The 24,341-nt window shown below is 73.4% G+C and carries 27 protein-coding genes; 13 read left to right on the forward strand and 14 right to left on the reverse strand.

Annotated elements, in window-relative coordinates:
* Window positions 1-169 precede the first annotated feature (169 nt).
* Together MRQ36_RS30400 and MRQ36_RS30405 are read left to right on the forward strand one after the other, a co-directional pair.
* A complete protein-coding gene (locus MRQ36_RS30400; RefSeq protein WP_242800164.1) occupies window positions 170-1,207 on the forward strand; it encodes an ABC transporter permease in 1,038 nt (345 codons plus the stop codon).
* Window positions 1,204-1,887: an ABC transporter ATP-binding protein gene (locus MRQ36_RS30405; protein WP_242800165.1), complete on the forward strand. Its 684-nt coding sequence runs from the start codon at window positions 1,204-1,206 to the stop codon at window positions 1,885-1,887. The genes MRQ36_RS30400 and MRQ36_RS30405 overlap by 4 nt, the downstream gene beginning before the upstream one ends.
* Before the next feature lie 11 nt (window positions 1,888-1,898).
* Here the strand turns inward: MRQ36_RS30405 and MRQ36_RS30410 are convergent, their stop codons facing one another.
* Both MRQ36_RS30410 and MRQ36_RS30415 read right to left on the reverse strand, forming a co-directional pair.
* Window positions 1,899-2,897 carry a tyrosine-type recombinase/integrase gene (locus MRQ36_RS30410; RefSeq protein WP_242800166.1) on the reverse strand — a complete coding sequence of 333 codons (999 nt, stop codon included), beginning with the start codon at window positions 2,895-2,897 and terminating at the stop codon, window positions 1,899-1,901.
* Window positions 2,898-3,323: 426 nt separating this feature from the next.
* Window positions 3,324-3,758 (reverse strand): MarR family winged helix-turn-helix transcriptional regulator, encoded by a 435-nt coding sequence (locus MRQ36_RS30415; protein ID WP_242800167.1) that lies wholly within the window; start codon window positions 3,756-3,758, stop codon window positions 3,324-3,326.
* A 108-nt stretch (window positions 3,759-3,866) separates the two neighbouring features.
* Here MRQ36_RS30415 and MRQ36_RS30420 point away from each other — a divergent pair, with 108 nt between their 5' ends.
* On the forward strand, window positions 3,867-4,781 hold the full coding sequence (locus MRQ36_RS30420; protein WP_242800168.1) for an alpha/beta hydrolase: 915 nt from the start codon (window positions 3,867-3,869) through the stop codon (window positions 4,779-4,781).
* A 120-nt stretch (window positions 4,782-4,901) separates the two neighbouring features.
* Here MRQ36_RS30420 and MRQ36_RS30425 read toward each other — a convergent pair whose 3' ends face one another.
* Window positions 4,902-6,524, reverse strand: coding sequence for an ABC-F family ATP-binding cassette domain-containing protein (locus tag MRQ36_RS30425; protein ID WP_242800169.1), 1,623 nt, complete (start codon window positions 6,522-6,524; stop codon window positions 4,902-4,904).
* 207 nt (window positions 6,525-6,731) lie between these two features.
* Here MRQ36_RS30425 and MRQ36_RS30430 point away from each other — a divergent pair, with 207 nt between their 5' ends.
* Window positions 6,732-7,721 carry a YafY family protein gene (locus MRQ36_RS30430; protein WP_242800170.1) on the forward strand — a complete coding sequence of 330 codons (990 nt, stop codon included), beginning with the start codon at window positions 6,732-6,734 and terminating at the stop codon, window positions 7,719-7,721.
* A gap of 77 nt (window positions 7,722-7,798) precedes the next feature.
* Here MRQ36_RS30430 and MRQ36_RS30435 read toward each other — a convergent pair whose 3' ends face one another.
* Entirely contained in the window at window positions 7,799-8,410 is a 612-nt protein-coding gene (locus tag MRQ36_RS30435; protein WP_242800171.1) for a PadR family transcriptional regulator, read from the reverse strand.
* A gap of 96 nt (window positions 8,411-8,506) precedes the next feature.
* Between MRQ36_RS30435 and MRQ36_RS30440 the strand changes: the two genes are divergently transcribed.
* Both MRQ36_RS30440 and MRQ36_RS30445 read left to right on the forward strand, forming a co-directional pair.
* Window positions 8,507-10,003, forward strand: coding sequence for an MFS transporter (locus MRQ36_RS30440; RefSeq protein WP_242800172.1), 1,497 nt, complete (start codon window positions 8,507-8,509; stop codon window positions 10,001-10,003).
* Between the two features lie 28 nt (window positions 10,004-10,031).
* Complete coding sequence (locus MRQ36_RS30445) at window positions 10,032-10,436, forward strand: heme-binding protein (RefSeq protein WP_242800173.1); 405 nt, start codon at window positions 10,032-10,034, stop codon at window positions 10,434-10,436.
* A gap of 113 nt (window positions 10,437-10,549) precedes the next feature.
* Here MRQ36_RS30445 and MRQ36_RS30450 read toward each other — a convergent pair whose 3' ends face one another.
* The 3 genes from MRQ36_RS30450 to MRQ36_RS30460 form a co-directional block, all read right to left on the reverse strand.
* Entirely contained in the window at window positions 10,550-10,978 is a 429-nt protein-coding gene (locus tag MRQ36_RS30450) for an Hsp20/alpha crystallin family protein (protein ID WP_242800174.1), read from the reverse strand.
* 122 nt (window positions 10,979-11,100) lie between these two features.
* Entirely contained in the window at window positions 11,101-11,511 is a 411-nt protein-coding gene (locus MRQ36_RS30455) for a DUF6069 family protein (RefSeq protein ID WP_242800175.1), read from the reverse strand.
* Window positions 11,512-11,623: 112 nt separating this feature from the next.
* Window positions 11,624-12,121 (reverse strand): MarR family winged helix-turn-helix transcriptional regulator, encoded by a 498-nt coding sequence (locus tag MRQ36_RS30460; RefSeq protein ID WP_242800176.1) that lies wholly within the window; start codon window positions 12,119-12,121, stop codon window positions 11,624-11,626.
* Between the two features lie 65 nt (window positions 12,122-12,186).
* Between MRQ36_RS30460 and MRQ36_RS30465 the strand changes: the two genes are divergently transcribed.
* Window positions 12,187-13,416: an MFS transporter gene (locus MRQ36_RS30465; RefSeq protein WP_242800177.1), complete on the forward strand. Its 1,230-nt coding sequence runs from the start codon at window positions 12,187-12,189 to the stop codon at window positions 13,414-13,416.
* 3 nt (window positions 13,417-13,419) lie between these two features.
* Here MRQ36_RS30465 and MRQ36_RS30470 read toward each other — a convergent pair whose 3' ends face one another.
* On the reverse strand, window positions 13,420-13,809 hold the full coding sequence (locus MRQ36_RS30470; protein WP_242800178.1) for a cupin domain-containing protein: 390 nt from the start codon (window positions 13,807-13,809) through the stop codon (window positions 13,420-13,422).
* Between the two features lie 26 nt (window positions 13,810-13,835).
* A complete protein-coding gene (locus MRQ36_RS30475; protein ID WP_242800179.1) occupies window positions 13,836-14,321 on the reverse strand; it encodes a GNAT family N-acetyltransferase in 486 nt (161 codons plus the stop codon).
* Between the two features lie 76 nt (window positions 14,322-14,397).
* Here MRQ36_RS30475 and MRQ36_RS30480 point away from each other — a divergent pair, with 76 nt between their 5' ends.
* From MRQ36_RS30480 to MRQ36_RS30500, 5 genes are all read left to right on the forward strand, one after another.
* Window positions 14,398-15,216: a TIGR04222 domain-containing membrane protein gene (locus tag MRQ36_RS30480; RefSeq protein ID WP_242800180.1), complete on the forward strand. Its 819-nt coding sequence runs from the start codon at window positions 14,398-14,400 to the stop codon at window positions 15,214-15,216.
* Between the two features lie 709 nt (window positions 15,217-15,925).
* Window positions 15,926-16,753, forward strand: a complete 828-nt coding sequence (locus MRQ36_RS30485; protein ID WP_242800181.1) for a hypothetical protein — start codon at window positions 15,926-15,928, stop codon at window positions 16,751-16,753.
* A 9-nt stretch (window positions 16,754-16,762) separates the two neighbouring features.
* Window positions 16,763-17,251, forward strand: coding sequence for an HNH endonuclease (locus MRQ36_RS30490; protein ID WP_242800182.1), 489 nt, complete (start codon window positions 16,763-16,765; stop codon window positions 17,249-17,251).
* Window positions 17,252-17,367: 116 nt separating this feature from the next.
* The gene (locus tag MRQ36_RS30495) at window positions 17,368-17,961 is read left to right on the forward strand and encodes a dihydrofolate reductase family protein (protein ID WP_242800183.1); all 594 of its coding nucleotides are present in this window, start codon (window positions 17,368-17,370) and stop codon (window positions 17,959-17,961) included.
* A 304-nt stretch (window positions 17,962-18,265) separates the two neighbouring features.
* Window positions 18,266-19,207, forward strand: a complete 942-nt coding sequence (locus MRQ36_RS30500) for a DUF2332 domain-containing protein (RefSeq protein WP_242800184.1) — start codon at window positions 18,266-18,268, stop codon at window positions 19,205-19,207.
* Window positions 19,208-19,249: 42 nt separating this feature from the next.
* On the opposite strand, the gene MRQ36_RS30505 is transcribed toward MRQ36_RS30500, so the two are convergent.
* Complete coding sequence (locus MRQ36_RS30505; protein ID WP_242800185.1) at window positions 19,250-19,942, reverse strand: TetR/AcrR family transcriptional regulator; 693 nt, start codon at window positions 19,940-19,942, stop codon at window positions 19,250-19,252.
* A 53-nt stretch (window positions 19,943-19,995) separates the two neighbouring features.
* On the opposite strand from MRQ36_RS30505, the gene MRQ36_RS30510 reads away from it, so the two are divergent.
* Window positions 19,996-21,114: an NAD(P)/FAD-dependent oxidoreductase gene (locus MRQ36_RS30510; RefSeq protein WP_242800186.1), complete on the forward strand. Its 1,119-nt coding sequence runs from the start codon at window positions 19,996-19,998 to the stop codon at window positions 21,112-21,114.
* Between the two features lie 39 nt (window positions 21,115-21,153).
* Here MRQ36_RS30510 and MRQ36_RS30515 read toward each other — a convergent pair whose 3' ends face one another.
* From MRQ36_RS30515 to MRQ36_RS30530, 4 genes are all read right to left on the reverse strand, one after another.
* Entirely contained in the window at window positions 21,154-21,639 is a 486-nt protein-coding gene (locus MRQ36_RS30515; protein WP_242800187.1) for a DUF1992 domain-containing protein, read from the reverse strand.
* A 119-nt stretch (window positions 21,640-21,758) separates the two neighbouring features.
* A complete protein-coding gene (locus MRQ36_RS30520; RefSeq protein WP_242800188.1) occupies window positions 21,759-22,322 on the reverse strand; it encodes a hypothetical protein in 564 nt (187 codons plus the stop codon).
* Window positions 22,323-22,350: 28 nt separating this feature from the next.
* The gene (locus tag MRQ36_RS30525; RefSeq protein WP_242800189.1) at window positions 22,351-22,878 is read right to left on the reverse strand and encodes a hypothetical protein; all 528 of its coding nucleotides are present in this window, start codon (window positions 22,876-22,878) and stop codon (window positions 22,351-22,353) included.
* Complete coding sequence (locus tag MRQ36_RS30530; RefSeq protein ID WP_242800190.1) at window positions 22,863-24,101, reverse strand: hypothetical protein; 1,239 nt, start codon at window positions 24,099-24,101, stop codon at window positions 22,863-22,865. The genes MRQ36_RS30525 and MRQ36_RS30530 overlap by 16 nt, the downstream gene beginning before the upstream one ends.
* Between the last annotated feature and the right edge of the window lie 240 nt (window positions 24,102-24,341).

The following is a 24,341-nucleotide window of genomic DNA, read 5'->3' on the forward strand; positions in this document are numbered from 1 at the left end:
GCAACCCGGGTGCCGTCCTTCGGCCCGTCAGGTGCTGTCCTGTGCCGGACGCGCCGGGCGGGGCTCGGCGGCGATGGTGGAGACGTCCACGTCCCGCCGTTGAGAGGCAGTCCGCAACGTGTTCGTCGCCTGGAGAGACCTGAGGTTCGCCAGCGGACGGTTCGCCCTGATGGGAACCGTCATCGTGTTGATCACCCTGCTGGTCGGGCTGCTGTCCGGGCTGACCGCCGGACTGGGCCAGCAGAACATCTCCGCGATCACCGGCCTGCCCGCGGACCGGATCGCCTTCGCCGCGCCGGGCGAGGGCGAGGAGCTGTCGTACGCGAACTCCACCGTCACCGAGCGGCAGTGGCAGCGGTGGGCCGCAACGCCCGGCGTACGCGGCGCGGAACCGCTCGGCATCACCACCACCCGGGCCACCGCCGGCACCCGGACCGTCGCGGTCTCCGCCTTCGGGGTCCGGCCCGGTTCCACGCTCGCCCCCGCCGGCAGCCGGATCGACGACCGGACGGCGGTCCTGTCCGTCACCGCCGCCGACCATCTGGGCGTGGCCGTGGGCGACACCGTCACCCTCGCCGGGCAGCAGGTGACCGTCGCCGCGGTCCGCGGTGACGCCTCGTTCAGCCACACCCCGGTCGTCTGGACCGGTCTCGGTCGGTGGCAGCGGCTGGCGCCCCCCGCGGGCGGCACCGACGGCCCCACCGCCACCGTCATCGCCCTGGACACCACCTCCGGCGTGGACGTGCGTGGGGCCGACGTCGCCGCCGGCACCCGGACCGTCGCCCGGGACGACTCGCTGGCCGCGATCGGCTCCTACGCCTCGGAGAACGGCTCACTGCAGCTCATGCGCGGTTTCCTGTTCGCCATCTCCGCGCTGGTCATCGGTGCCTTCTTCACGGTCTGGACCATCCAGCGCAGCGGTGACGTGGCCGTGCTGAAGGCCCTCGGCGCCTCCACCACCACGCTGCTCACCGACGCGCTCGGGCAGGCCGTCGTCCTGCTGGTCGGCGGCACCCTGGTCGGCACCGGCATCGCCGCCGGTCTCGGCGCCGTCGTCGCCGGCTCGGCGGTGCCGTTCCTGCTCACGCCCGCCACCGTCGGCGTGCCGGCCGCCGTGATGGTGACCATCGGTGTGCTCGGCGCCGCCCTGTCCATCCGCCGGATCACCTCCGTCGACCCGCTGACCGCCCTGGGGAGCGCCCGATGAGCCTGGAACTGCACGACATCACCCTCAGCTATCCGGACGGCGACGCGCGCCTGACCGTGCTCGACCGGGTCACCCTGACCGTGCCCGCGGGCAGCCTGACCGCCGTCGTGGGGCCGTCCGGCTCCGGCAAGTCCAGCCTCCTCGCGGTGGCGGCCACCCTGATCACCCCGGACGCGGGCACCGTCACCGTTGCCGGCACCCGCACCACCGGCCTGAGCCGCGGCGAGCTGACGCAGCTGCGCCGCCACCGGATCGGCATCGTCTTCCAGCAGCCCAATCTGCTGCCGTCGCTCACCGCGGCCGAACAGCTCCAGGTCATGGCGCAGCTCGACGGGCGCTCCCCCGCCCGGGCCCGCGGCCGGGCCCTGGAACTGCTCGACGCGGTCGGCCTCGCCGCCCAGGCCGGGCGCCGCCCCCACCAGCTCTCCGGCGGTCAGCGCCAGCGGGTCAACATCGCCCGGGCGTTGATGAACGACCCCACCGTGCTGCTGGTCGACGAACCCACCAGCGCCCTGGACCACGAGCGGGGCGCCGCCGTGCTCGACCTGATCACCCGGTTGACCCGCGAGCAGGGCACCGCCACCGTGCTGGTCACCCACGACCCGAGCCACCTCACCGGGGTCGACCAGCTGGCCGAGATGCGCGACGGCCGGCTGACCGTGCCGGTACGGGTGCGGTAGCGGGCCGGCCGTCAGCTGCGGCGGCGGGCCCGGGCGGCCCAGATCACGTACGCCGGGTCGCGGTCCAGGTTGTGCCGGTCCCGGTCGTAGCGTCGGGTGGTGCGCGGGTCGGCGTGCCCCATCGCGTCCTGCACGTCCTCCAGCGGCACCCCCTCGGCGCGGGCGGTGGTGGCGAAGGCGTGCCGCAGCGAGTGCGGGGACAGCTTCGCCCACGCCGGGATGCCGGCGGTCTGCGCGAGGCGCCGCACCAGCCGGAACACCGAGTGCCGGTCGAGCCGGGCGCCGGTCGCGGTGACCAGCAGCGGACCCGTCAGCTCCGGCACGCTCACGCCCTGCGCGGCGGCCCGCGTCGACAAATAGGCGTCCAGCGCGTACGCGGTGCCGGGGGTCAGCGCGCGGCGGCGCACCTTGCCGCCCTTGCCGACGAACCGCACACTGCGGTGCCCCCGCTCGGCGCCCAGGTCGGCCAGGTCCAGCGAGATCAGCTCACCCACCCGCAGGCCCAGGTCGGCCAGGAGGGCGATGGCGGCCCGGTTGCGGGCGGCGGTCGGGCCGCTCTCCGCCTCGGCGGCGGTGAGCAGCGCGTCCACCTCCTCCGGGGTGAGACCGATCGTCGCGGAGTGGTCCCGGTCGATGCGGGGGCGGTCCGCGCCGGCCACCGGGTTGGCGTCGACGGCGCGCAGCTTGACCAGGAAGTCGTACCAGCTGGACAGGGCGGACAGCCGGCGGGCCACGGTGGCTGGGGTGAGCGGCCGGCCGCTGCGCACGGCCGTCGTGGACTCCAACTCCCGGCCGTAGGCGTTCACGTCGAGGAAGTTGGCGCGCAGCGGGTCCAGCTCGTGCCGGGCGCACCAGGCCAGCCACCCGGCCACGTCCCGGCGGTACGCGTCGCGGGTGTGCTCGGACAGCCGCCGGTTGCGCAGCCAGGCCTCGGTGAAGTCGGTCGGCCCGCCGCGCGGGGCGGGACGCGTCGAGGCGCGGGACAGCACCGGGACGTCGGGACGCAGCATGTGAGAAAGGCTCTCAGCCCGGGCGACGATTGGCGACGAGGCGCGCCGTCACCGGCCTCGGGGATCAATGGAACCGTGGTCATCGGTGAGGACGATCATGGTTCGATCGGCACGAGGGCGCCGACGCGGCTCTCGTACTCGCGGCGGGCCTTGCGCTGGGAAGGAACAGCTGGGAGGCCCTGGCCCGGGGTTCGGCGAGGCCAGTCACCGGCGGTCGCGCCTGGATCTGGCACCGTTGGCAGGGCGGGAAACGGGGCTCGTGACGTGCCGAACCATCCCGGTGAGACTCAGCATGTGCGCGCGGAACGCCAGTGCACCGGGCGTGGCCAGGCGCGACCGGTGGACAAGGATCCTGCGACCGCCGCAGCCGCGGTCAAGGCCGACCGAGACGAGCACCTCCCCGCAGCAGAGCACCGGACGGACGAATCACTCGCGCTTACTGCCTGACGCGGGCGGGGCGAGCATCGCTTTGAGGATGCGTTGCAGCTCAACGCGGTCGTGGGGGGTGACCCTCGCCAGCCTGCGGTCGTACTCCGCTGCGAGGGCTGCAAGTGCTCGATCGCGTGCTTTCGTGCCCTCGTCGGTCAGTACGAGCCGGTGACGCCGCAGGTCCGCCTCGTCGATCTCGCGGCGGATGAAGCCCTTGGCGACGAGGTTGCGGACGTAGACCGTCACGCTCGCCTTGGGCAGCAGCAGCGCGGTCGCGATCTCGGCCGGGTACGGCGATGCCTCCACCTCGGCCAGGACGAAGAACTCCTTCGTCTCCAACCCGAGCTCGGTCAGCCCTTCCGTGCAGGCATCCATCACGACTGCCAGCAGCCGCTGGTTCAGCGTCCACAGCTGCGCCCCGTCGACCGACATGCGGCCCCTCCATCCAGGTGGTACAGTCTCGTATTAGTTCCAGATCGTACAAGATGCATTCTTGTACTGAACTTCCATGGAACAACAATCTCACGAAGGAAGCCAGCCATGATCCAGCACCTCACGATCCCGCGCGGTCCCCTCAACCTCGCCGCGGACCTCCACCTGCCCGACAACGCCGACAGCAGCGCACCGCTGCCCGCCGTGGTGCTCTCCACCCCGGGCAGCAGCGTGAAGGAGCAGATCGGCGCCAACTACGCCTCCCGTCTCGCCGCCCGCGGCATCGCCGCGCTCGTCCTCGACCCCGCCCATCAGGGCCAGAGCGAGGGCGAGCCCCGCGACCTCGAAGACCCCTACCGCCGCGGTGAGGACATCTCCTACGCCATCGACACGCTCACCACGACCGCCGGCATCGACCCGCAGCGCGTCGGCGTCCTCGGCATCTGCGCCGGTGGCGGCTACGCCGTGCACACCGCCCGCACGGACCACCGCATCAAAGCGGTCGGCACGGTCGTCCCCGTCAACATCGGCGCCGCGTTCCGCGGCTTCTCCCCCGACGGTCCGGCCGCAGCACTCGACGCCCTCGCCGACGCACGGACCGAAGAGGCCAGCTCCGGCGAGACGACCCGCGTCAACTGGCTGCCCGACACCCTCGAGGACGCCACGGCAGCGGGCCTGACCGACATCGACACCACCCAGGCCGTCACCTACTACCGCACCGAGCGCGGCGGCAACGAACACTCCACGAACCGGCGCCTCCTGCGCAGCGACCCCCTCCTGCTGGGCTACGACGCGTTCCACCTGGCCGATCAGCTCATGACCCAGCCCCTGCAGGTCATCCTCGCCGGACGCACCGGCAACACCGGCTCCTACGACACGGGCATGCAGCTGTGGGAACTGGCCCCCAACCCCGTCGACCTCATGGTGATCGACGGCGCCGGCCACTACGAAATGTACGACGACCCCGCACACGTCGACGCCGCCGCCGGACGACTCACCAACTTCTACGCGAACAACCTGTGACTGCGGGCATGGACGACGCCGCACTGGACCGGCTCGGTGCGGGCAAGGATCTGCTGGTCACTGTCGAGCGCCGAGTGGACCTAGGCCATCGTCCTACGGTTCCATTGATCCCGAGGCCGGTCACACGGTCCGCTCGGTCAGCCGGCCGTCGGTGAGCCGCCACCGCCGGCCGACCCCCACCGCGTCGGCGAACCACGTGTCGTGGCTGACCAGCACCACCGTGCCCCGGAACTGGCGCAGCGCCGCCTCCACCACCTCGAGCGAGTCGAAGTCGAGGAAGTTGGTGGGCTCGTCGAGCAGCAGCATCCGCGCCGGGCTGTTCACCATGATCGCGAGCAGCAGCCGCCGCAGCTCCCCGTCCGACAGGGTGCGCAGCCGCGCGTCCCACTGGTCCGGGCCGAACAGGTAACCCTCCAGCAGCCGTTCGGCGTCGTCGGCGTACACCGGGACCCGGGAGCGGAAGTGGTCCAGGACGGTGACGTCGGTGCGCAGGTCGTCGTGGGTCTGCGGCAGCAGCGCGACGCCGGTCGCGGCGTCGACGGTGCCGCCGTCGGCCGCGACCTGCCCGGCGAGGACCCGCAGCAGGGTGGTCTTGCCGGCGCCGTTGGCGCCGCTGAGCAGGATCCGGTCCCCGCCGCGCACGCTCAGGTCCACCCCCGCCAGCAGCGTCCGGCCGCCGGCGGTCACGGTCAGGTCGCGGGCCCGCAGCACCTCGACGTCCGCCGGCGCGTCCGGGCCGAACGCCAGCGACAGGCGGGGTCGGGTACGCGGCTGCGCCAGCCACCGTACCGAGTCGAGCTGCCGGCGCAGTCGCCGCTCCCGGGCCTTGGCCTTCTTCGCCACCTTCTTGGCGTAGCGGCGCACCTGGTCGGAGCCGAGGCCGCTGCGCACCGACTCCTCCACCCCGCGCGCCTGCGCCTTGGTCCGGTCGATGTCGGCCAGCCAGCGCCGCAGGTCCTTCTGCTGCGCCTCGTAGTCTGTCAGCAGCCGCTGCCAGCGGCGGATCTTCTCCGCCCGGTAGTCGGTGAACCCACCGGTGTAGGTCTGCGGCTCGTCGTGGATGCCGTCCAGCTCGACGATCCGCCCGACCGTACGGTCCAGGAACGCCCGGTCGTGGCTGGCCACTAGCACCCCGCCGGGGAACCCGGCGAGCCACTCGCCCAGCCAGGCGATGCCCTCGGCGTCGAGGTGGTTCGTCGGCTCGTCGAGGACCAGCAGGTCGGGGTCGTGCAGCAGGGCCCGGGCCAGGGTGAGCCGGGCCTGTTCCCCGCCGCTGACCCGGTGCAACGCGGTGGCGTCGTCGAGGTGGTCGACGTCGAGGCGCTGGCGGACCTCGGCGAGCCGGGCCTGCGCCCGCCAGCCGTCCAGCGCCGCCCAGCGTTCCTGCGCCTGCCCGTACGCCTCCAGGGCGCCGGTGTCACCGTCGGCGAGGCGCCGTTCCAGGTCGCGCAGGTCGTCCGCGAGCGGACGCAGCTCACCGAGGCCGTCGGCGAGGAAGTCACCGACGCTCGTGTCCGGGTCGGGCACCTGCTGGGTGACGTACCCGATGGTGGTGCCCGGCGCGCGGGTGACGTGCCCGGCCGACGGGGGTTCCGCGCCGACGAGCACCCGCAGCAGGGTGGACTTGCCGACGCCGTTCGGGCCGACCAGGCCGATCCGGTCGCCGGCGTTGACGATCAGGTCGAGGTCGACGAAGAGCGGCTCGGTGTCGTAGTGCTTGCTGAGACCGACGGCTTTCAACACGGGTGGTCCTCCGCGGGACGGCAGGTGGGACCGCGCCCGGGACGGGCGGCGGTCGGGGGCCGTGGCGGCGGGCGGGGCCCGGCCGCGTCCTGCGGATCACATGTGTCGGTCGGCTCCTGCGGATCGGCGGCGCTGTCGGCTCCGACTCTGCCAGCCGGGCCGCGACCCGGCGACCGGTTTTCCGCCGACCGGCGATACGGTCGGGCGGTGCGCGCCGGTCGGCTGGTCTCCCTGCTGCTGCTCCTGCAGACCCGGGGGCGGCTGACCGCGCAGCAGCTCGCCGACGAGCTGGAGGTGTCGGTCCGCACCGTCTACCGGGACGTCGAGTCGCTCAGTGCCGCCGGGGTGCCGGTGTACGCGGACCGCGGCCCGGCCGGCGGCTACCGGCTGCTGGAGGGCTACCGCACCCGGCTGACCGGAATGACCGCGCCGGAGGCGGAGGCCCTCTTCCTGGCCGGCGCGCCGGGACCGGCCGCCGACCTGGGACTCGGGCCGGTGCTCGCGGCGGCCGAGTTGAAGCTGCTCGCCGCGCTGCCGGACGAGCTGGCCGACCGGGGTGGCCGGATGCGGCACCGGTTCCACCTGGACGCGCCGGGCTGGTTCCGCGAGCCGGAGCCCACTCCGCACCTGACCGGGCTGGCCCGGGCGGTGTGGGAGGACCGGATGGTGCAGGTGCGCTACCGGCGGTGGAAGACGCCCCGGGAGGTGACCCGGGTGCTCGCCCCGCTGGGCGTGGTGCTGAAGGCGGGACGCTGGTATCTGGTGGCCAACTGCGACGACGAGGTCCGCACCTACCGGGTCGGCGCGGTGCTCGACCTGGTGGTGCGCGACGACCGGTTCGACCGGCCGGCGGAGTTCGACCTGGCCGCGTACTGGCGCACCTGGTGCGACCGGTACGAGCGGGACGTCTACCGGGGCGAGGCCCGGATCCGGCTGACCGTGGCGGCGCTGGAGTTCATGCCGTACGTCTTCCCGCCGGCGATGAGCCGGGCCGCGCGGGCCGCCGCCGGGGAACCGGACGCGGACGGCTGGCTGGAGACCACCGTGCCGATCGAGTCGGTCAAGCACGGCCACGTCGAGCTGCTCAAGTTGGGCGCGGAGGTGGTGGTGCTCGCGCCGGACGAGTTGCGGGACCGGTTCACCGCCACCGCCCACGCCCTGGCCCGGCTCTATCCGCAGCCGCAGGCGTCCGGGTAGGCCCGGTCAGCTCCGCCCCGTCGGCCTGCCGGTGGGGCTCGGCCACCGCCGAGGCGGCGGAGGCCGACGAGCGGGGATCAGGAATCGGCTGCCCGTACGCGGGTATCGGACGGGTCCGGACGAGCGTCCCCGGTGGCGCGGAAGGTGGCGGCGATTTCGTCCAGGAAGGCCAGGTCGGCCTCCGACCGGCGCATCCCGAACAGCGCGGTGAGCAGTCGTGGGTCCGCGGGCACCGGCACCTGCCGCCCATCGGGTTGGATGCCCTTGGCGAAGAGGATCTGTCGGCAGTTCTCCCGTACCTGCTCGGCCTGCCGCCGCCAGCCGGCCAGCAGCCGCTGGGTGTGCGCGGCCGGTGCGTGGGCGGCGAAGAACAGCAGCAGCTGCTGCGGGTGCCGGGGTCGTTCGGCCAGCTCGACGCTGGTGAGCCAGTCGACGAACGCGGCTCGTCCAGCCTCGGTGGCCGCGTAGATGCGCTTGTCCGGGTAGTTCCGTTGGGACACCTCGGTCGAGCTGGCGAGGCCGCGGTCCTCCAGTCGCGGCAGCTCGGCGTACAGGGCGGACTTGGTCACGGGCCAGAAGTGCGCCACCGACCGCTCCGCGCGGTGCCACAGGTCGTACCCGCTCGCCGGCCCATCCAGGAGAAGGCCGAGGGCGAGCCAGCCCACGATGCCCCGTTCTGACGACGCCACCCGCGTGTCCTCCGTCTCACTTGCTCGTAGTCGCCACCCACCCTACTATCCAGCTCAAGACCAGTCCTGCCAGGACTAGTCCGAGGAGGAATTGAGATGGTGGACAAACGGCGGGCGACTCTGCTGGTCACGGGACTGGCGTTCTTCATGGTGCTGCTCGACACCACGATCGTGACCGTCGCGCTGCCGTCGGTGCAGCGCGACGTCGGCGCGGGGCTCGGCCCGCTGGGATGGGTGGTGACCGGATACACCCTCCCCTTCGCCGCGATGCTGCTACCCGCAGGAGTTCTCGGCGACCGGTACGGCCGACGCCGGGCGTTCCTCGGCGGACTGACCGTCTTCACGCTTGGCTCCGCGGTCTGTGCGCTCGCCGACGGGTTACCCCAACTGGTGGCCGGCAGAGCGTTGCAGGGTGTCGGCGGGGCGGCCCTGGGCCCGGCGAGCCTCGCCCTGGTGGCGACCGCGTATCCGGACGAGCGCCAGCGGGTGCGGGCATTGGGCGTGTGGTCAGCGCTGACCGGAGCCGCGCTGCCCGCCGGTCCGGTCATCGGCGGTCTGCTGCTCACCGCGACGTCGAACTGGCGGGTGATCTTCGCCGTCAACGTGCCGGTCGGTGTCATCACCCTGATCGTCGGTGCCAGAGTGGCGCGTCATGTTCCGGCCCGCACCGCCGCCCGACTCGACGTCACCGGCCTGCTCCTGAGCGTGGGCGGGCTGACGCCGCTGGTGTTCGCACTCAGCGAGGCCGGTGGCCGCGGTTGGACCGACATCCGGGTACTCGGCTGCCTGACCGCCGGAGCGGTGCTGCTGCCGGCCTTCCTGATCCGCCAGGCCCGCGCGCGGTACCCACTACTGCCGTTGCGAATGTTCCGTGACCGTCTCTTCGACACCGCCACCGCGGCTGCCTTCACGGTCGGGTTCGTACTCACCAGCCACACCTTCTTCCTGGCCCAGTTCTTCCAGGACGTGCAGGGCCTCGACCCGCTCGCCAGCGGGATACGAACGCTGCCCACCACTCTGGCGATGGCCGTGACGGCTCCCTTCGCCGGTCATCTCGCGGCCCGTTTCGGCTATCGCACGCCCGTGGCGCTGGGCTGCGCGCTGGGTGGCGCCGCCCTGCTGATGCTGCTGCGTCTGCAACCCGACACCGCGTACTCGGCGCTCTGGTGGGACCTCGGTCTCCTGGGGGTCGGCTTCGGTCTCACCCTCAGTCCCCTCATCGGCGCGGTGCTCGCTGCCGCGCCCCCGGAACTCAGCGGCGTCGCCAGCGCCGTCAACAACGTCGCCCGGCAGCTCGGCGGCACGATCGGGATCGCCGCCCTGACGACCGTGGTCACCGTTCGCACCGCTGCCGAACTGCGCGCCACACTGACTCCCGCGCTCGCCGGTCGCCTCGCCCATGCCGGTGCCGTGGCAGCCCGCACCGGCGGGCCGCAGGGTATCGCTGTCGGCCAGGCGTTCACCACCGCGATCCACGCCACGTTCGTCGTCAACGCCGTCCTTCTGCTGCTGACCGCAGCCGCCAGTGCAGGCCTGTTGGCGCGACGGCCCGCCCCCGTGCCCGAGGTGAGTCCCGCTCACGCGACGGCCTGACCCGACCATTCCGACACCGGAGGACAAGATGACCCCTTACAGCACTACCCAGCTCCTGGCCGCCCTCGACGACGCCCTGGCCGTCGCCGACCAACGCGGCGGCGCCTTCAGCGTCTGCTTCGTCGACGACGGGGGTCACGTGCTGCTGCACGTGCGGCAGCCCGCCGCCACCATCGGCGCCGCGGACAGCGCCCTCAGCAAGGCGCGTACCGCTGTCTGGCTCGGGAGTGACACCGGCGCCCTGCCGCCCACCGCGCCGGTGATCCCCGCCCTCGTCGCCGGAGTCCCCTGGCCGCTCGCGGTCTTCCCCGGCGGGCTGGTCCTGCGCCACGGCGGTGCCGTCGCGGGTGCCGTCGGAGTCGGCGGCAGCGTCGATCCGGCCGACGACGCGGCCGTCGCGGCCGCCGCGTACGCCCGGCTGGAATCTCGGTAGTCAGCGGCAGCCGACGCTCGGCGGGCTCCAGCGCGCGGAGCAGGCGGCGCTCCTCGTCGCCCAGGCCGGTCCGGTGGGGCCGTCCGCACCGGACGACCCCGCCGGGCCCGGCGTCAGGCGTTGATCTGCTTGTGGCCGTTGCCGGTGGTCGCGGTGACGCTGATCCGGCGCGGCCTGGCCCGCTCGGCGACCGGGATGCGCAGCGTCAGCACCCCGTTGTCGTAGCCGGCCTCGAGCTTGTCGGTGTCGAGGGTGTCGCCGAGGAAGAGCTGCCGGGTGAAGGTGCCCATCGGCCGCTCGGCGGCGACCAGTTCCACGTTCTCACCGGTGGGCCGGCGGCGCTCCGCGCGGACGGTCAACACGTTGCGCTCCACGGTGCAGTCGATGCTGTCCGGGTCGACGCCCGGCAGGTCGAAGGCGGCGTAGAACCAGTCGCCGTCTCGGTAGGCGTCGAGGTGCATGACGGCCGGCCGGGCGGTGGTGCCGAAGAACTGCTCGGCGAGCCGGTCGATCTCACGGAACGGGTCGGTACGCATCAGCATGGTCCTGCCTCCTCGGTTCTCCTGGCCGAAGGTGTCAAGTTGAGTCATGGTGACTCAAGTTCTTGTTTCCTGTTTTAGCGCGTCGACGCCGGGTCGTCAACCGGGCCCCGGGATCCGACCGGTCAGCGGTTCCGGGCCGGCAGCAGGGCGATGAGCACGGCGGCCACGGCCAGGTGCATCGCGCCCAGGGTCAGCTTGGTGCTGCCGTCGGCCTCCGACCCGGCCAGCGGGAGCAGCGACAGCAGCGCCACGACCACCGCCAAGGCGGTCCAGATCGCGGTGGCGCGGCTGGTGAACCGCTCCAGCGCGATCAGCGCCGCCCAGCCGACCAGGGACGCCACCAGGGAGAAGATGACCACGGACCCCACCCCGACGTCCATCGCCGGCTGCCCGGGGTTCGTCACCGTGTAGTCGACGCCGGCGATCCGGCCCAGCACCCAGATCAGGACGCACGCCAGCACGGCGGCCGCCACGCCCAGTGCGCGGCGGCGCATCAGCGACATACCGGTGGCGGGATGTGCAGTAGCGCTCATGTTGTCTCCTAACAGGACGAGGCGGACGATTCGGCGAACCTACCAACGGCACATGCCCGACCGCCGCAGCCGCGCCGAGGCGGTGGCGCACGAGACCGACCCGCCCGGTCCGTCAGGTCGGGGGGTGCTCGGCGGTGAGGGTGATCCGGCGCAGCAGGTCGGCCAGCAGCCGACGCTCCCCGGGCTCCAGCGCACCGAACAGTCGGTGCTCCTCGGTCCCCAGCACGTCCATCGCGTCCCGCCAGGCGGCCCGGCCGGTGTCGGTCAGCTCGACGTCCACCCGTCGGCGGTCCACGGTGGAGGGCACCCGGTGGACGAAGCCTCGCCGGGCGAGGGCGTCGACCCGGGCGGTGATCGAGGCGGGGGCCAGGTCCAGGTCGTCGGCGAGTTCCGACGGGGCGGCCCGGCCGTGCCGGCCGGCCAGGGCGTGCAGGGTGTCGAACTCGTGCGCCGACAGGTCGTGGTCCACCAGCATGCGGTCCTTGGCGGCGCGCAGGTGCCGGGTGATGAACAGCATCCGCACCACCGCGCCCTCCACGTCCGGGTCCAGCTCGGGCAGGACGGGCAGCCAACGCTCGACGTGCCGGTCGGTGCGGTCGCGGTCGCTCACCCCGCTACTGTACGACATCGAAATATTCGTTGTCGAAAGGTTCGACGTCGAAGTATGTTGCGGCGGTGACCCATCCTCTCCGGCTCCGCGCCTTCCGACTGCTCTTCCTCGGTCGCACCGTCTCGGCCGTCGGCGACGCCGTCGTACCCACCGCCCTGGCCCTCGCCGTGCTGCGCGCCACCGGCTCCACCGCCGCCCTCGCCCTGGTCCTCGGCTGCGCGATGATCCCCCGGCTGCTCCTGCTGCCCTTCGGTGGCGTGATCGCCGACCGGTTCGACGCCCGACGGGTCGCCGTCGCCACCGACCTGGTGCGCTGCGCGGCACAGCTCGTCGTCGGCGTCGAACTCCTCGGCGGGGCACCCGCCCTCACCCACATGGCCGTCGCCTCCGCGGTCGGGGGCGCCGCCTCGGCCTTCGCCATCCCCACCGCGTCACCCCTGGTCGCCGGCACCGTTGACGAGCCCGCACGGCAGCGCGCCAACGCCCTGATGGGCGTCACCGCCAACGCCAGCCGGCTCGCCGGACCGGCCCTCGCCGGGCTGCTGATCTGGACCGCCGGCCCCGGCTGGGCGTTCGTCCTGGACGCGCTCTCGTTCGCCCTCAGCGCCCTGCTGCTGTCGATCCTGCGGGTCCGGCACGTACCCGTGCCACGCCGGTCGATCCGCACGGACCTCGTCCTCGGCTGGCGGGAGGTCCGCTCCCGCGACTGGTACTGGAGCAGCCTGCTGGCCCACGGCGTCTGGAACGGCGCCGCGGCGGTCCTGCTCACCGTCGGACCGGTGGTCGCCGTCCAGCGCCTCGGCGGGGAAGGCGTCTGGGTCCTGCTGCAACAGGGCGGCGCGGTCGGCCTGCTCGCCGGCTCCCTGCTCGCCGGCCGGTTCCGCCCGGGCCGACCCGTGCTGGTCGGCAACCTCGGCCTGGCCGCCTACGCGGCGCCACTGCTCCTGCTCGCCGTCACCGCACCCGCCCCCGCGGTGATCGCCGCCTACTGCCTCGCCCTGACCGCGCTGGGCTTCCTCAACCCCGTCTGGGAAACCGTCGTGCAACGCGAGTTCCCACCCCAGGTGCTCGCCCGGGTCACCTCGTACGACTGGTTGATGTCGCTGGGCGCCATGCCGATCGGCTACGCCCTCGCCCCGCTCGCCGCCCGGCAGTGGGGCGCGTCGACACCACTGGCCGTCGCCGGGGTGCTGGTCGCCGTGGCCTGCGCCGGCACCGCCGCCGTGCCCGCCGTCCGGCGGCTCGGGTGGGCGGTCAGCGTCCCACCGCAACCGTCGGTGCCGGTGGGACGCTGACGGTCACAGCGGGTGCCCCGTGGTGGCGTCCACCTGAGCGGGCACGTCGTCGTGCCGGTCCCCCACGCTGGACGTGCCCGACGGCTCGAACATCAGGATCGACGCGCCACCCGCGCTGGACGGGCGGTGCGCCACGCCGCGCGGCACCACGAAGACGGCGCCGCGCGGCAGCACCACCTCCCGCTCGGCCGGCTGGTCGCGCAGCGCGATCCGCAGTTCCCCCTCCAGCACCAGGAAGAACTCGTCGGTGTGGTCATGGGTGTGCCAGACGTGCTCGCCGGCCACCTTCGCGATCCGTACGTCGTAGTCGTTGACCCGGGTGACGATCCGGGGACTCCACAGCTGGTCGAAACGCGTCAGGGCGGCGGCCAGGTCGATCGGCTCGTTCGTCATGCCACCATGCTGCCCGAGCGCGGCGGTCACAGGCGACGGTGCATCACGTGCAGCCCGACCCGGCCCAGGGTGGGATGAGCGAACGCCTCCGGCACCGTGCCGATCACCGTGAAGCCGAGCTGCCGGTACAGCCGTACCGCCGCCTCGTTGGTGTCCACCACGGCGTTGAACTGCATCGCCGCGAAGCCCCGGTCCCGGGCCCAGTCCAGGGCGTCCTCGCACAGGGCCCGGCCGACGCCGCGACCCCGGGCCGCGGCGGCCACCATGAAACTCGCCGTGGCGACGTGCGCGCCGGGACCGGGCCGGTTCGCGCCCATCTTCGCGGTGCCGACGACGATGCCGTCCTGCTCGGCCACCACCGTCCGGCCGGGCGGTCGCTCGACCCACACGTCGTGCGCCACCTCGGCGCTCCAGGCCGGGTCGTACGCGAAGGTCTCGCGCGCGACGATGACCTCCTCGACGATCGGCCAGACCTGGACCCAGTCGGCCCCGGTGAACTCTCGGATCCGCATCCGGGGCACCCTATCGACACCGCCCGGCCGCCGCCGACCGGATTTCCGACCCCGACAGCCCTTCATACTTGTCGCCATGCTCTGGGGTCTCAGCGGTCCGCTCTTCCTCCTCGACTACGTCACGGCGGTCGCCGCGGCGACCGCCGTCGCCCTGGCCGTCCGGTCGGTGACCGGCTGGCGTACCCGGGGCGCGGCACCGAACACCGTGGAGCTGGCCTACCTGACCGACCGGGCCGGGCTGGCCTGCCAGGTCGGCGTCGCCGCCCTGCACCGGACCGCGACGGTACGCGTCGGTGAACTGTCCACCCTGACGGTCGACGGCCCACCACCACCTCGGCCCGCCCCGCTGGTCCGGGCCCTGCACACCGCGCTGCGCCGCCCGCAGACCTGGGCCGCCGTCCTCGCCGACCCGGAAGTGAACCGGGCACTGCGGCGGATGGTCGGCCGGCTGGTCCGCGACGGGTGGCTGCTCACCCCCGCCCAGCGGCGCCGGACCGCGCTCGGCACCCTGCCGCTCTTCGCGGTCGCCGCCGTCGGACTGACCCGGCTGGTCGACAGCGCGGTCGAGGGCCGCGACGCCGGCGCACCGCCCTTCGTGGCCGGCCTGCTGCTGGCCTGCCTGGCCACCCTGCTCGGCGGCTGGTGGCTGGCGGAGGTGCCGGAGACCGGGGCCGCCGCCCGCCGGCTGCTGCGGCGACTGCGCCGCGCGCACGCCGACCTCGCCCCGGAACAGCGTCCCGCCTGGAGCGAACGCGGCACCGACGACCTGCTGACCGCGATGGCGCTGTTCGGGCCGCGCCCGCTGCTCGCCATCGACCCGCGACTGGCCGCGCAGCTCGGCATCGACAACGACCGCACCCGCCCCACCACGTACGCGAAGACCGCCCGACGCTGACCACGCCCGCGATCGGGCGACCCGAGCCGGGATGCGGCAGAGTGACACCGGTGACCAGCATGAGGGAGGCGGTAGCCGTGGAGGGTCCGACCGGGGTGGTGTTCCCCGAGACCGGCGCGGGACGCAGCACCACCGCGCTGGGCCGCGCGGTGGTCGCCGACGCCCTGCGCGCCGTCGACCCGGTCGGCGCGCGGTCCGCCGAACACGAGACCGACTGGCGGCACGGCTACCTCGGCCACTTCCGCCGCCTCGTCGAGGCCGGCCTGCTCTCCCGCGAGGCCGCCCTCACCATCGCCCGCGACGGCCTCGCCTCGCTGCACCGCCGGATGCGGGTGGTCCCCGAGGACGGGCCCGAGATCGGCTTGGACGAGGTCTTCGACCTCACCACCGGCCACCCGCCGCTGCACACCGCCACGGTCACCGGCGACGGTGCGGTCGAGCAGGAGCTGTCGCTGCCGTACCGGGGTCAGCGGCTGCGCGGCGACGACCTGCGCCGCCGGCTCGACGCGTGGGTCGACGCGGGCGTCATCGAACCGTCCTGCGCCGAGGCGGTCCGGGCCGTCATGGCCAACCCGGACTGGCTCGACCTGCGCGACCAGCGGGTCGTGGTGCTCGGCGCGGGCGCGGAGATGGGCCCGCTGCCGTCCGTGCTGCGCTGGGGCGGCGACGTGGTCGCCCTCGACCTGCCCCGCCCCGACATCTGGCGGAGGTGCTGCGCACCGCCCGCCGGCACGGCGACCGGCTGCACCTGCCCGTGCGGCCGGGCACCGGCGACGACGACGCCGCGCTGGCCGCCGGCGCGGGCGCCGACCTGCTGCACCGCCTCCCGCAGGCCGCGCAGTGGCTGCTCGGCGTCGACGGGCGGCTGGTGCTGGGCAACTACGTGTACGCCGACGGCGCGACCAACGTCCGGGTCGCCACCGCCGTCGACGCGCTCACCCGCCACGTCCAGGACCGCCGCGACGACGTGGCGCTGGCCTTCCTGGCCACCCCCACCGACGTGTACGCCGTCCCCGCCGACGCGGTGCGCCACGCCGAACACGGCTACGCCGCCCGGGGCCTGGCCCGGCGGTCGCTGCGGGTGCTCTCCGGCGGCCGACTGCTGCACCGCAACTATCCGCCCGACGCCGACCCCGGCATCAACGACAGTCTCGTCCCGCAGCAGGGCCCCAACTACGCGCTCGCCAAGCGGCTGCAACGCTGGCGCGCGGCGGTGGCCCGGGACGCCGGGTCGACCGTGTCGTTCACCGTGGCGCCGCCGACGCGTACCCGGTCGGTGCTGCGCAACCGGGCCCTCGCCGCCGCGTACGCCGGGGCGCACCGGTTCGGCATCGAGGTGTTCGAGCCGGCCACCAGCAACACGCTGATGGCGGCGCTGCTGGTGCACGACCTGCGCACCGGCCCGCCCGCCCAGCCGCAACCCTGGCAGGACGAGGCGTACGCGGCGGCGCACGGCGGCCTGTGGCGGGTCCCGTACGCCCCGCGCAGCGCCCTCGGCCTCGCCGTCCTGCTCGGCATCGGCGCCACCCGCGGCTAGGCTGCCGGAGTGCTCGCCCTGGTCACCGGCCTGTCCCGGCACTTCACCGAGGAGAGCCTGCGGGCGCACCTGCTGGCCCGCTGCCGGCGCCGCCCCGACGGCTGCCTCGTCGTGCGCGGCTACGGCCCCGTCCGGGGCGTCCGGCAGAAGGTCGCCGGCCGGGCGTGGGCGCACATCGCCGCCTACGCCGTCCTCGTCGGCGGCTACGACCCGACGCTCGACGTGGACCAGGTCTGCGGGGTCGGCGACTGCATCGAGCCGACGCACCTGCGCCAGGTGACCCGGGCGGAGACCGCCCGCCACCGCCGGCAGGAGCCACGCTGCCGCAACGGCCACCAGCGGGAGGTCGACGAGGCGACCGGCCGGTACCGCCGGGTGTGCCGGGAGTGCAACCGGGAGGCGCAGCGCCGCTGGCGCGAGCGGCGTACCGCAGAGGCCGTCGCCGCCCGGGCCGCGTTCGGTCGCGACCCGTCCGCCGGCCGGCCGCCCACCGAATGAGCCGTCGGCCGTTCGCCGCTGATCACCCGATCGGCCGAAGATCCGTGTCGAGGACCGCCCACCCGCTCCGTCCCACCCCCGACAGGGTTGTTCGGACGACAGTGGGAGGCCGCGCGATGCGGAAGGTGATCGCGAACGAGTGGATGACGTTGGACGGGGTGGTGCAGGCTCCCTCCTACCCCGACGAGGACCCCACCGGAGACTTCCGGCACGGCGGGTGGCACGCCCGCTACTTCGAGGACGTGTCGATGAACTGGGTGGTCGAGAACGTGCGTGGCGCCGGCGGCTACCTGCTCGGGCGCGGCACCTACGAGATCTTCGCGGCGCACTGGCCGACCGCGCCGCAGGAGCAGCAGGTGCTCGCCGAGCCGCTGAACACGTTGCCGAAGTACGTCGCCTCGACGACCCTCGACGGACCCCTCGACTGGCAGAACTCGACGCTGCTGGGCGGTGACATCGCCGCGGCGGTCCGCGAGCTCAAGGCCCAGGAGGGCGGGAACCTGCACGTCATCGGCAGCCCCGGTCTCGTGCAGACCCTGCTGGCCCTGGACCTGCTGGACGAGCTGCGGATGATGATCGACCCGGTGCTGGTGGGCGGCGGCAAGCGGCTCTTCGCCGACGACGGCGCGCACCGCCCGCTGCGACTGGCTGACAGCCGGGTGACCAGCACCGGCGCGATCATCGCGACGTACGCCGCCACCGGCGGCTGACCCGGTCGCTTCCGGGGCGCGGCGTCCGCCGTGCCGTCGGTGGCTCGACGGGGGGCTGCCGCCGGTACGGCGGGACGCCGATCTCTCGAACTGCAGTTCGCGGGGGACCGCAGACCGGCGCGTACACCAGCGTGCTCCCTTATGCACAAGAACTGTCATTATGATGTAGCGCCGATTCGCCCCCTTTGTCCGCCCGGTTTATTGAATTACCGGTAATGGCAATACGGTAAACCGGTCGGATGTCGGCGACTGCCGGGAGCGATGGGTCGGACAGCGCCAGCACCCCTGTGCGAGCATCGCTCGGGTGACGACCGCATCGGCCTACGCCGAGTTCGCCGCCCGTGAGGCCCGCGGCGTGTCGGCGACGTACGAACGGCTGGCGCTGGCGATCTCGGGCGACGCGGAGGTCCTGGCGCTGCTGGCGACCGTCCCCGAGGCGAAGCGGCAACCGAACCTGTTGCTCGGGGTGGTACGCCTGCTCGGCGGGCCGGTGGACGACCCGACCACGTTCCGTGACTTCACCACGGCGAACTGGCCGGCGATCGCGGCGAACCTCCGCACCAGGGCCACCCAGACCAACGAGGCCGGACGCTGCGCGCTGCTGCTGCCCGTGCTCGCCGCCCTGCCGCAGCCCCTCGCGCTGCTGGAGGTCGGCGCCTCCGCCGGGCTGGGCCTCTACCCCGACCGCTACCGCTACCGGTACGGCGACCACCGGATCGGAACGTCCGGCCCAGTCCTCGACTGCCGGCTGGACGGAACCGCCCCGCCCACCCGGCTACCCGAGGTGGTCTGGCGGGCCGGCCTGGACCTGAACCCGTTGCGGGTGACCGACCCCGCCGACGTCGCCTGGCTGGAGGCGCTCGTCTGGCCCGAACACCACCACCGCCGCGAACGACTACGTGCGGCGGCCGCCGTCGCCGCCGCGGACCCACCCACCCTCGTACGCGGTGACCTCGTGGACGACCTGCCGGCCCTGGCCGCGCAGGCGCCGGCCGGCGCCACCCTCGTCGTGTTCCACACCTCGGTGCTCTACCAGGTGCCGACCGCGCGTCGCGACGCCTTCGTCGACCTGGTACGGGACCTGCCCGGCCACTGGATCTCGGTCGAGACCCCGGACGTGCTGCCGCACGACGCGATTCCACCCGTACCCGACCGGACGTTGCACAACGTGCTCGCGCTCGACGGCGTGCCGCTGGCCTGGACCCGAGGCCACGGTGAGGCGATGACCTGGTTCGGCGCGCCCTAGCGGGGCCGAATTCCGCGCGGAGCCGACGGTCGGGCTCTCACCTCACGCCGGTGGCCGGGTGAGTCTGGCCGCCACGGCGTCGAGGACCCACTCCAGGCCGGTCGCGAAGGAGGTCTCGGCGTCCACGTACGTGCCGTCGTGCACGGCCCTGGCCAGCGCCGGGAAACGGCCCGTGGCCAACATCCGCGTCACGTGCGGGCCGGCGGCGCGCTGCCAGTCGCGCTTCGACAGGCCCGAGGCGCGCTCGGCCCGCAGGTTCGCGATCTCGCGCCGGATCGCGCCGGTGACGTACGCGCCGACGGTCTCCCCGGCCCGCATGACGGTGTCGACGTCGGCCAGCCCGTCGAGGGCGGCCAGGGTCGCCTCGGTCACGGCGAGGCCGTTCGGGCCCAGGGTCGGGCGGCCGCCGAGCAGATCGGCCAGCCACCCGTGGCGCAACGCGGCTCGCCGGGTGCGGTGGGCGAGGGTGCGCAGCGCCTCCCGCCAGTCGCCGGGCTGCTCCTCGGGCAGGATCTCGGCCTGGACCTCGTCCACCATGAGGTCGAACAGTTCCTCCTTGGTGGCGATGTACGCGTAGAGCCGCATCGGGCCGGCGCTCAGCCGGGCGGCGACCTTGCGCAGCGACACCGCCTCCAGCCCGCCCTCGTCGGCGAGCGCGATCGCAGCGGCGACGATCCGCTCCCGGTCGAGCGGCACGGGACGATCCGGCGGCTCCGGCCGGTCCCACACGATCATGGTCACTCCGCGCTGTTGCCCTACGCCGTCGGCAAGAAATACAGTGTATCGCTGTGAGACACCGTATAGCGGTGGTGGGTGGCGGTCCCGGCGGCCTCACCTTCGCCCGCGTCCTGCACCGCCACGGTCACCCCGTCGCCGTCTTCGAACGCGATCCCGGCCCCGACGCCCGTCCCCAGGGCGGCACGCTGGACCTGCACGAAGGGCTGGGCCAACTCGCGCTGGACAAGGCGGGGCTGCTGGCGCAGTTCCGGGAGGTGTCCCGTCCCGAGGGGCAGGCCCTGCGCATCCTGGACCCGGCCGGGGCCGTCCTGCGTGACTGGCAACCCCGTCCCGACGACCGGGCCAATCCGGAGATCGACCGTGGGCAGCTGCGTGACCTGCTGCTCGGCCCCCTCGACGTCGCGTGGGGGCGGGGCGTGACGCAGGTGGTGCCGGAGACCGGCGACGGCGTACTGGTCCACTTCGCCGACGGGCGGCAGGAGACGTTCGACCTGGTCGTCGGTGCGGACGGCGCCTGGTCCCGGGTCCGCCCGGCGGTCTCACCGGCGACGCCGCGCTACACCGGCGTCACCTCGGTGGAGACCTTTCTGGACGACGTCGACACCCGCCACCCCGACCTCGCCCGTCTGATCGGCGACGGCGCGGTGGCGGTGTACGGCGTCAACCGCGCGCTCGTCGCCCAACGCAACAGCGGCGGCCACGTCAAGGTGTACGCCCAGTTCCGCGCGCCGTTGGACTGGCACGCGGACCTGGACCTGGCCGACGTGGCGGCCGTCCGGTCCCGCCTGTTGACCCTGTTCGACGGCTGGGCGGCGCCCGTCCTCGACCTCCTCCGCCGTGGCAGCGCCTTCGTGCACCGCCCCCTCCACGTCCTGCCGGTGGGCCACACCTGGCCGCACGTGCCCGGGGTGACGCTGCTGGGCGACGCCGCGCACCTGATGCCCCCGTTGGGGGCGGGCGCGAACCTCGCGATGCTGGAAGGCGCCGAGCTCGCCGAGTGCGTCGCCACCGACCCGGCAGACCTGGACGAGGCCGTCCGCGCCTTCGAGGAGCAGATGTGGGCACGGGCCGGCAGGTGGGCGAGGATCACCACGGCCGGTCTGGAACGCCTGGTGAGCCCGGACCCCGCCGAGGCCCTCGCCCTCTTCGACGACATCCACTCGTCCTGACCGCCACCCCACCGTCGGGCGAGCGGCAGCACCGGGCCGTCAGCGGCGCCACCAGCGCCAGGACCGGCGCCGTCCGGCCGGCAGCCCGGCCGGCTGCGGGGCCGCCCCGCCGGCCGCCGTGGCGAGCCGTTCCGCCGCCGCCCGTTCCCGGTCGGCCCGCCAGCGGCCCACGGCCTCGTCGACCTTGACCGGGCGCACCGCCACCCGCGGCCCGGTCGGGACCCGCAGCCAGGCGACGATGTCGGCGTTCAGGGCGGCGACGTACGCCCGGACCGACTCCTCCGTGGGCAGGTCCCGCACCTCGTCGGACAGCTGCTCGACCCGGCGGCGCAGTTGCAGCGGCGTGGGCAGCAGCAGGTCGCTGGGCAGGGCCTCCCGCTCCAGGAAACTCTTGATCCACCACGACTCGTCGTAGGGCTGACCGCGGCCGGGGATCGGCCTGCCCGCGCCGGGCAGGTTGTCGAACTCGCCGCGTTCCTGGGCCGAGCGGATCTGCGCCTCGACCGCCGCCTCCCAATTGGTCACCGCCGCCACCTCCCGCCTCCACCGTATCCGCTGATCCGGCGCGGTCCGGTGCCCGCCGCCGGCGAAGCGCCCCGGTCAGTGGTCCGCTCGCCGGCATCGTGGTGCGGCGCGGCCGCCCGTCACCTCGGGTCGCGGTCCCTCGGGGGATACGGGTACGCCGGGACCTTGGCGTCCACGTCGTGCTCGGGGAGCCGCTCCGGCGCCTCGCAGCCGGTGAACCGGCACGGCGGCTCCGGCTGCTGCGGCGGGCAGCACGCGTCCATCCGCGCCGCCACAGCGGTGGACCGTTCCCACTCCAGCGCGCTGCCCGGGTTGACCGTCGAGTAGAGGAAGACCAGCGCGTCCAGGTCGGCCCGCATCCGCTCGAGGGCGGGTGTCTGGAGCGCCGAGTCGTTACGCAGCGCGCAGGTGTTCCGGGCGATGCTGTCCAGCAGGCAGATCATGGTGTCGGCCTGCGCGGACAGGTGACTCAGCACCGTGTTGGTCCGGTCCTGCAGCGCGGCGAGCACCGCCTGGCCCTGGGCCAGCACGGTGAAGCCGGCGTCGAGGTGCGCCTCGGTGTCGAGCACCGCGTCGCGGACGGCCTTCGTGGCGTTGGTGCCGGCGAGCAGGTCCGTGTGGAGTTGGTCGAGTTTGCCGTTCGACGCGTTGATCGCGTTCAGGATGTCCTGTGCCGAAGCCATCGGAGCCTCCGTGGGTGCGGGTGGGTGGTCAGGGCCGGTCCGGACGGGGCTCGTCGGGCCGGGACGGGGTCACGCGGTGCACGTCGACGTGGGCCTGCTCGCGCATGTGTCGGACGCGCGCCTTCGGGTCGAGGTCGAGCGGCGGTTGGAACGGCGTCGGACTGCTCGCGATCCGCACCTGCGTCTGGTCGATCGCGGCGACCTCGACGCCCGGGCGGGCGATGCTGGACAACCCCCCGCCCCGGTTGTACTGATGGAGCGAAGCCGGGACGACGGTGCCGAGTTCGCCCTCCTCGCCGGGGGCCAGGACGATCTGGTGCGGGACGAACGGGTGCGCGGAGACCACCACGATCCCGGGCCCGGGATCGCCGTCGTGGGGCACCCCGAACTCGACCGACAGCTCCCGGCTGCCCGGGTCGTACGACAGGCCGCTCAGCTCGCCGGAGACGTGCAGTTGCGCGGACGTGTCGTTGCGGACCAGCACGCGCAGCCGGCGCGCACCCGAGGTGTCGGCGTCGTCGAGCCGGACCGCCAGCACGCTCACCTTTGCTGCCATGCCGAGCTCCCTCCGAGAAGTGTCTCCTCCACCAGGCCGACCCGGTGGCGCAGCGCGTCGGGGGTGACCGTCAGGTCCGGTGCCTGCTCCAGCCACCACGCCACGATGTTCGCGCGCAACGCGGCCGGCTCCGGCGTCCACCCGCCCAGCCGCAGTCGCCAGTACGTCCGCACCGGGCGGATGATCGCCCACTGGGTGAGCGGCAACCGGTCGTCGACGAGTCCGGCACCGACCGGGCCGTCGCGGGGGCCGCGGTCGAGCACGACGTCGACGAGCTGTGCGGCGAGCGGGTCCCGCAGTGGTCCCGCGCCGACCGCCGTGGCCAGGGCGTCGGCGAGCGCGGCGTCGACCGCGGCGACGTCCGGCCAGGCTCGCAGCGCCCGCAGCAGCACCGCGTACACGGTCAGCAGGGGTTCCACGACCGCCTCCCGGTACGCGTCGCGCAGCGCCGGGTCGAGCCACAACCGGCGGGCGATGCCCGGGCTGTAGGAGTAGTACTCGCGGTAGAGGTCCTCGAAGAGGGCGTACCCGACCGGGAGGACCCGTACCGCGAGGTCGCGGACCAGCCGCAGCGCGTCCACGGCCTTCTGCGCGTCGGCGCCCATCGCGGCGGTCACCACGAAGCAGTCGATCTGCCAGTCGCCCGAGCTGCTGCCGGGGCTGCCGCAGCCACCGTTGTGGCTGGTGGTGAGCCGCAGGTCCTCACCCTTCGCGGACCGTGCGACGTTCTCGTCGGTCTCGGCCGCCTGTTCCTCGGCGGCGCTGGTGCCCGCGACGGTGCCGGTGACGATGTGCCACGCGTGCGAGAGCTCGTGATAGAGAATGATCGCCCGGGGCATGTCGACATGGCTGCCGGACTGCCCGTCGACCCAATATCCGGAACCGTTGCAGAGCCCGACGTCGTACGCGACCCGGACGACGCTGTCGCCGGCGGACGTGGTGTCGGTGAAGGTTTCCCCGGCTACTGCGGTGATGACATTTCCGTCGGGCAGGACGAATGAACTCGGCACCCCGGACACCACGATGTCGCCGTCCACGTCGACCAATGCCTTGATACGTTGCGACACCGCGTCCGTGCCGGGCGAGGTGTACGTCAGCCGCACGATGTCGGAGAAGCCCGAGACGTTGACCTCACCGAGGTCACCCGTGCCGCCGGTCAGTGACGTGAAATCGGCGAAGACCTGATCGGAGTTGCCGAAACCGACGTCGATGTACAGTGCCACGCCCACCTCCTCGCTCCGAAATTGGTGGAGTGGGGACAGGCTATTTCCGGGTGATCCGCGTCACCGTCGGCCAGCCGACACGAATGCAGTCGGAATTCCGCCGTGAGCACAATGAAAAGAAACGACACAAAAATGTGATCGACTGCATGGAATTTGCCGACGGTCGCCATGTGCGGGGTGTTGGCGTACATTCCTGGTGGGCCGCCGTCCGGGCGGCCCGTACCCCCTGCGGGAAGGACC

Origin of the sequence: Micromonospora sp. R77 (genome assembly GCF_022747945.1) — a bacterium.
Taxonomy (GTDB): domain Bacteria; phylum Actinomycetota; class Actinomycetes; order Mycobacteriales; family Micromonosporaceae; genus Micromonospora.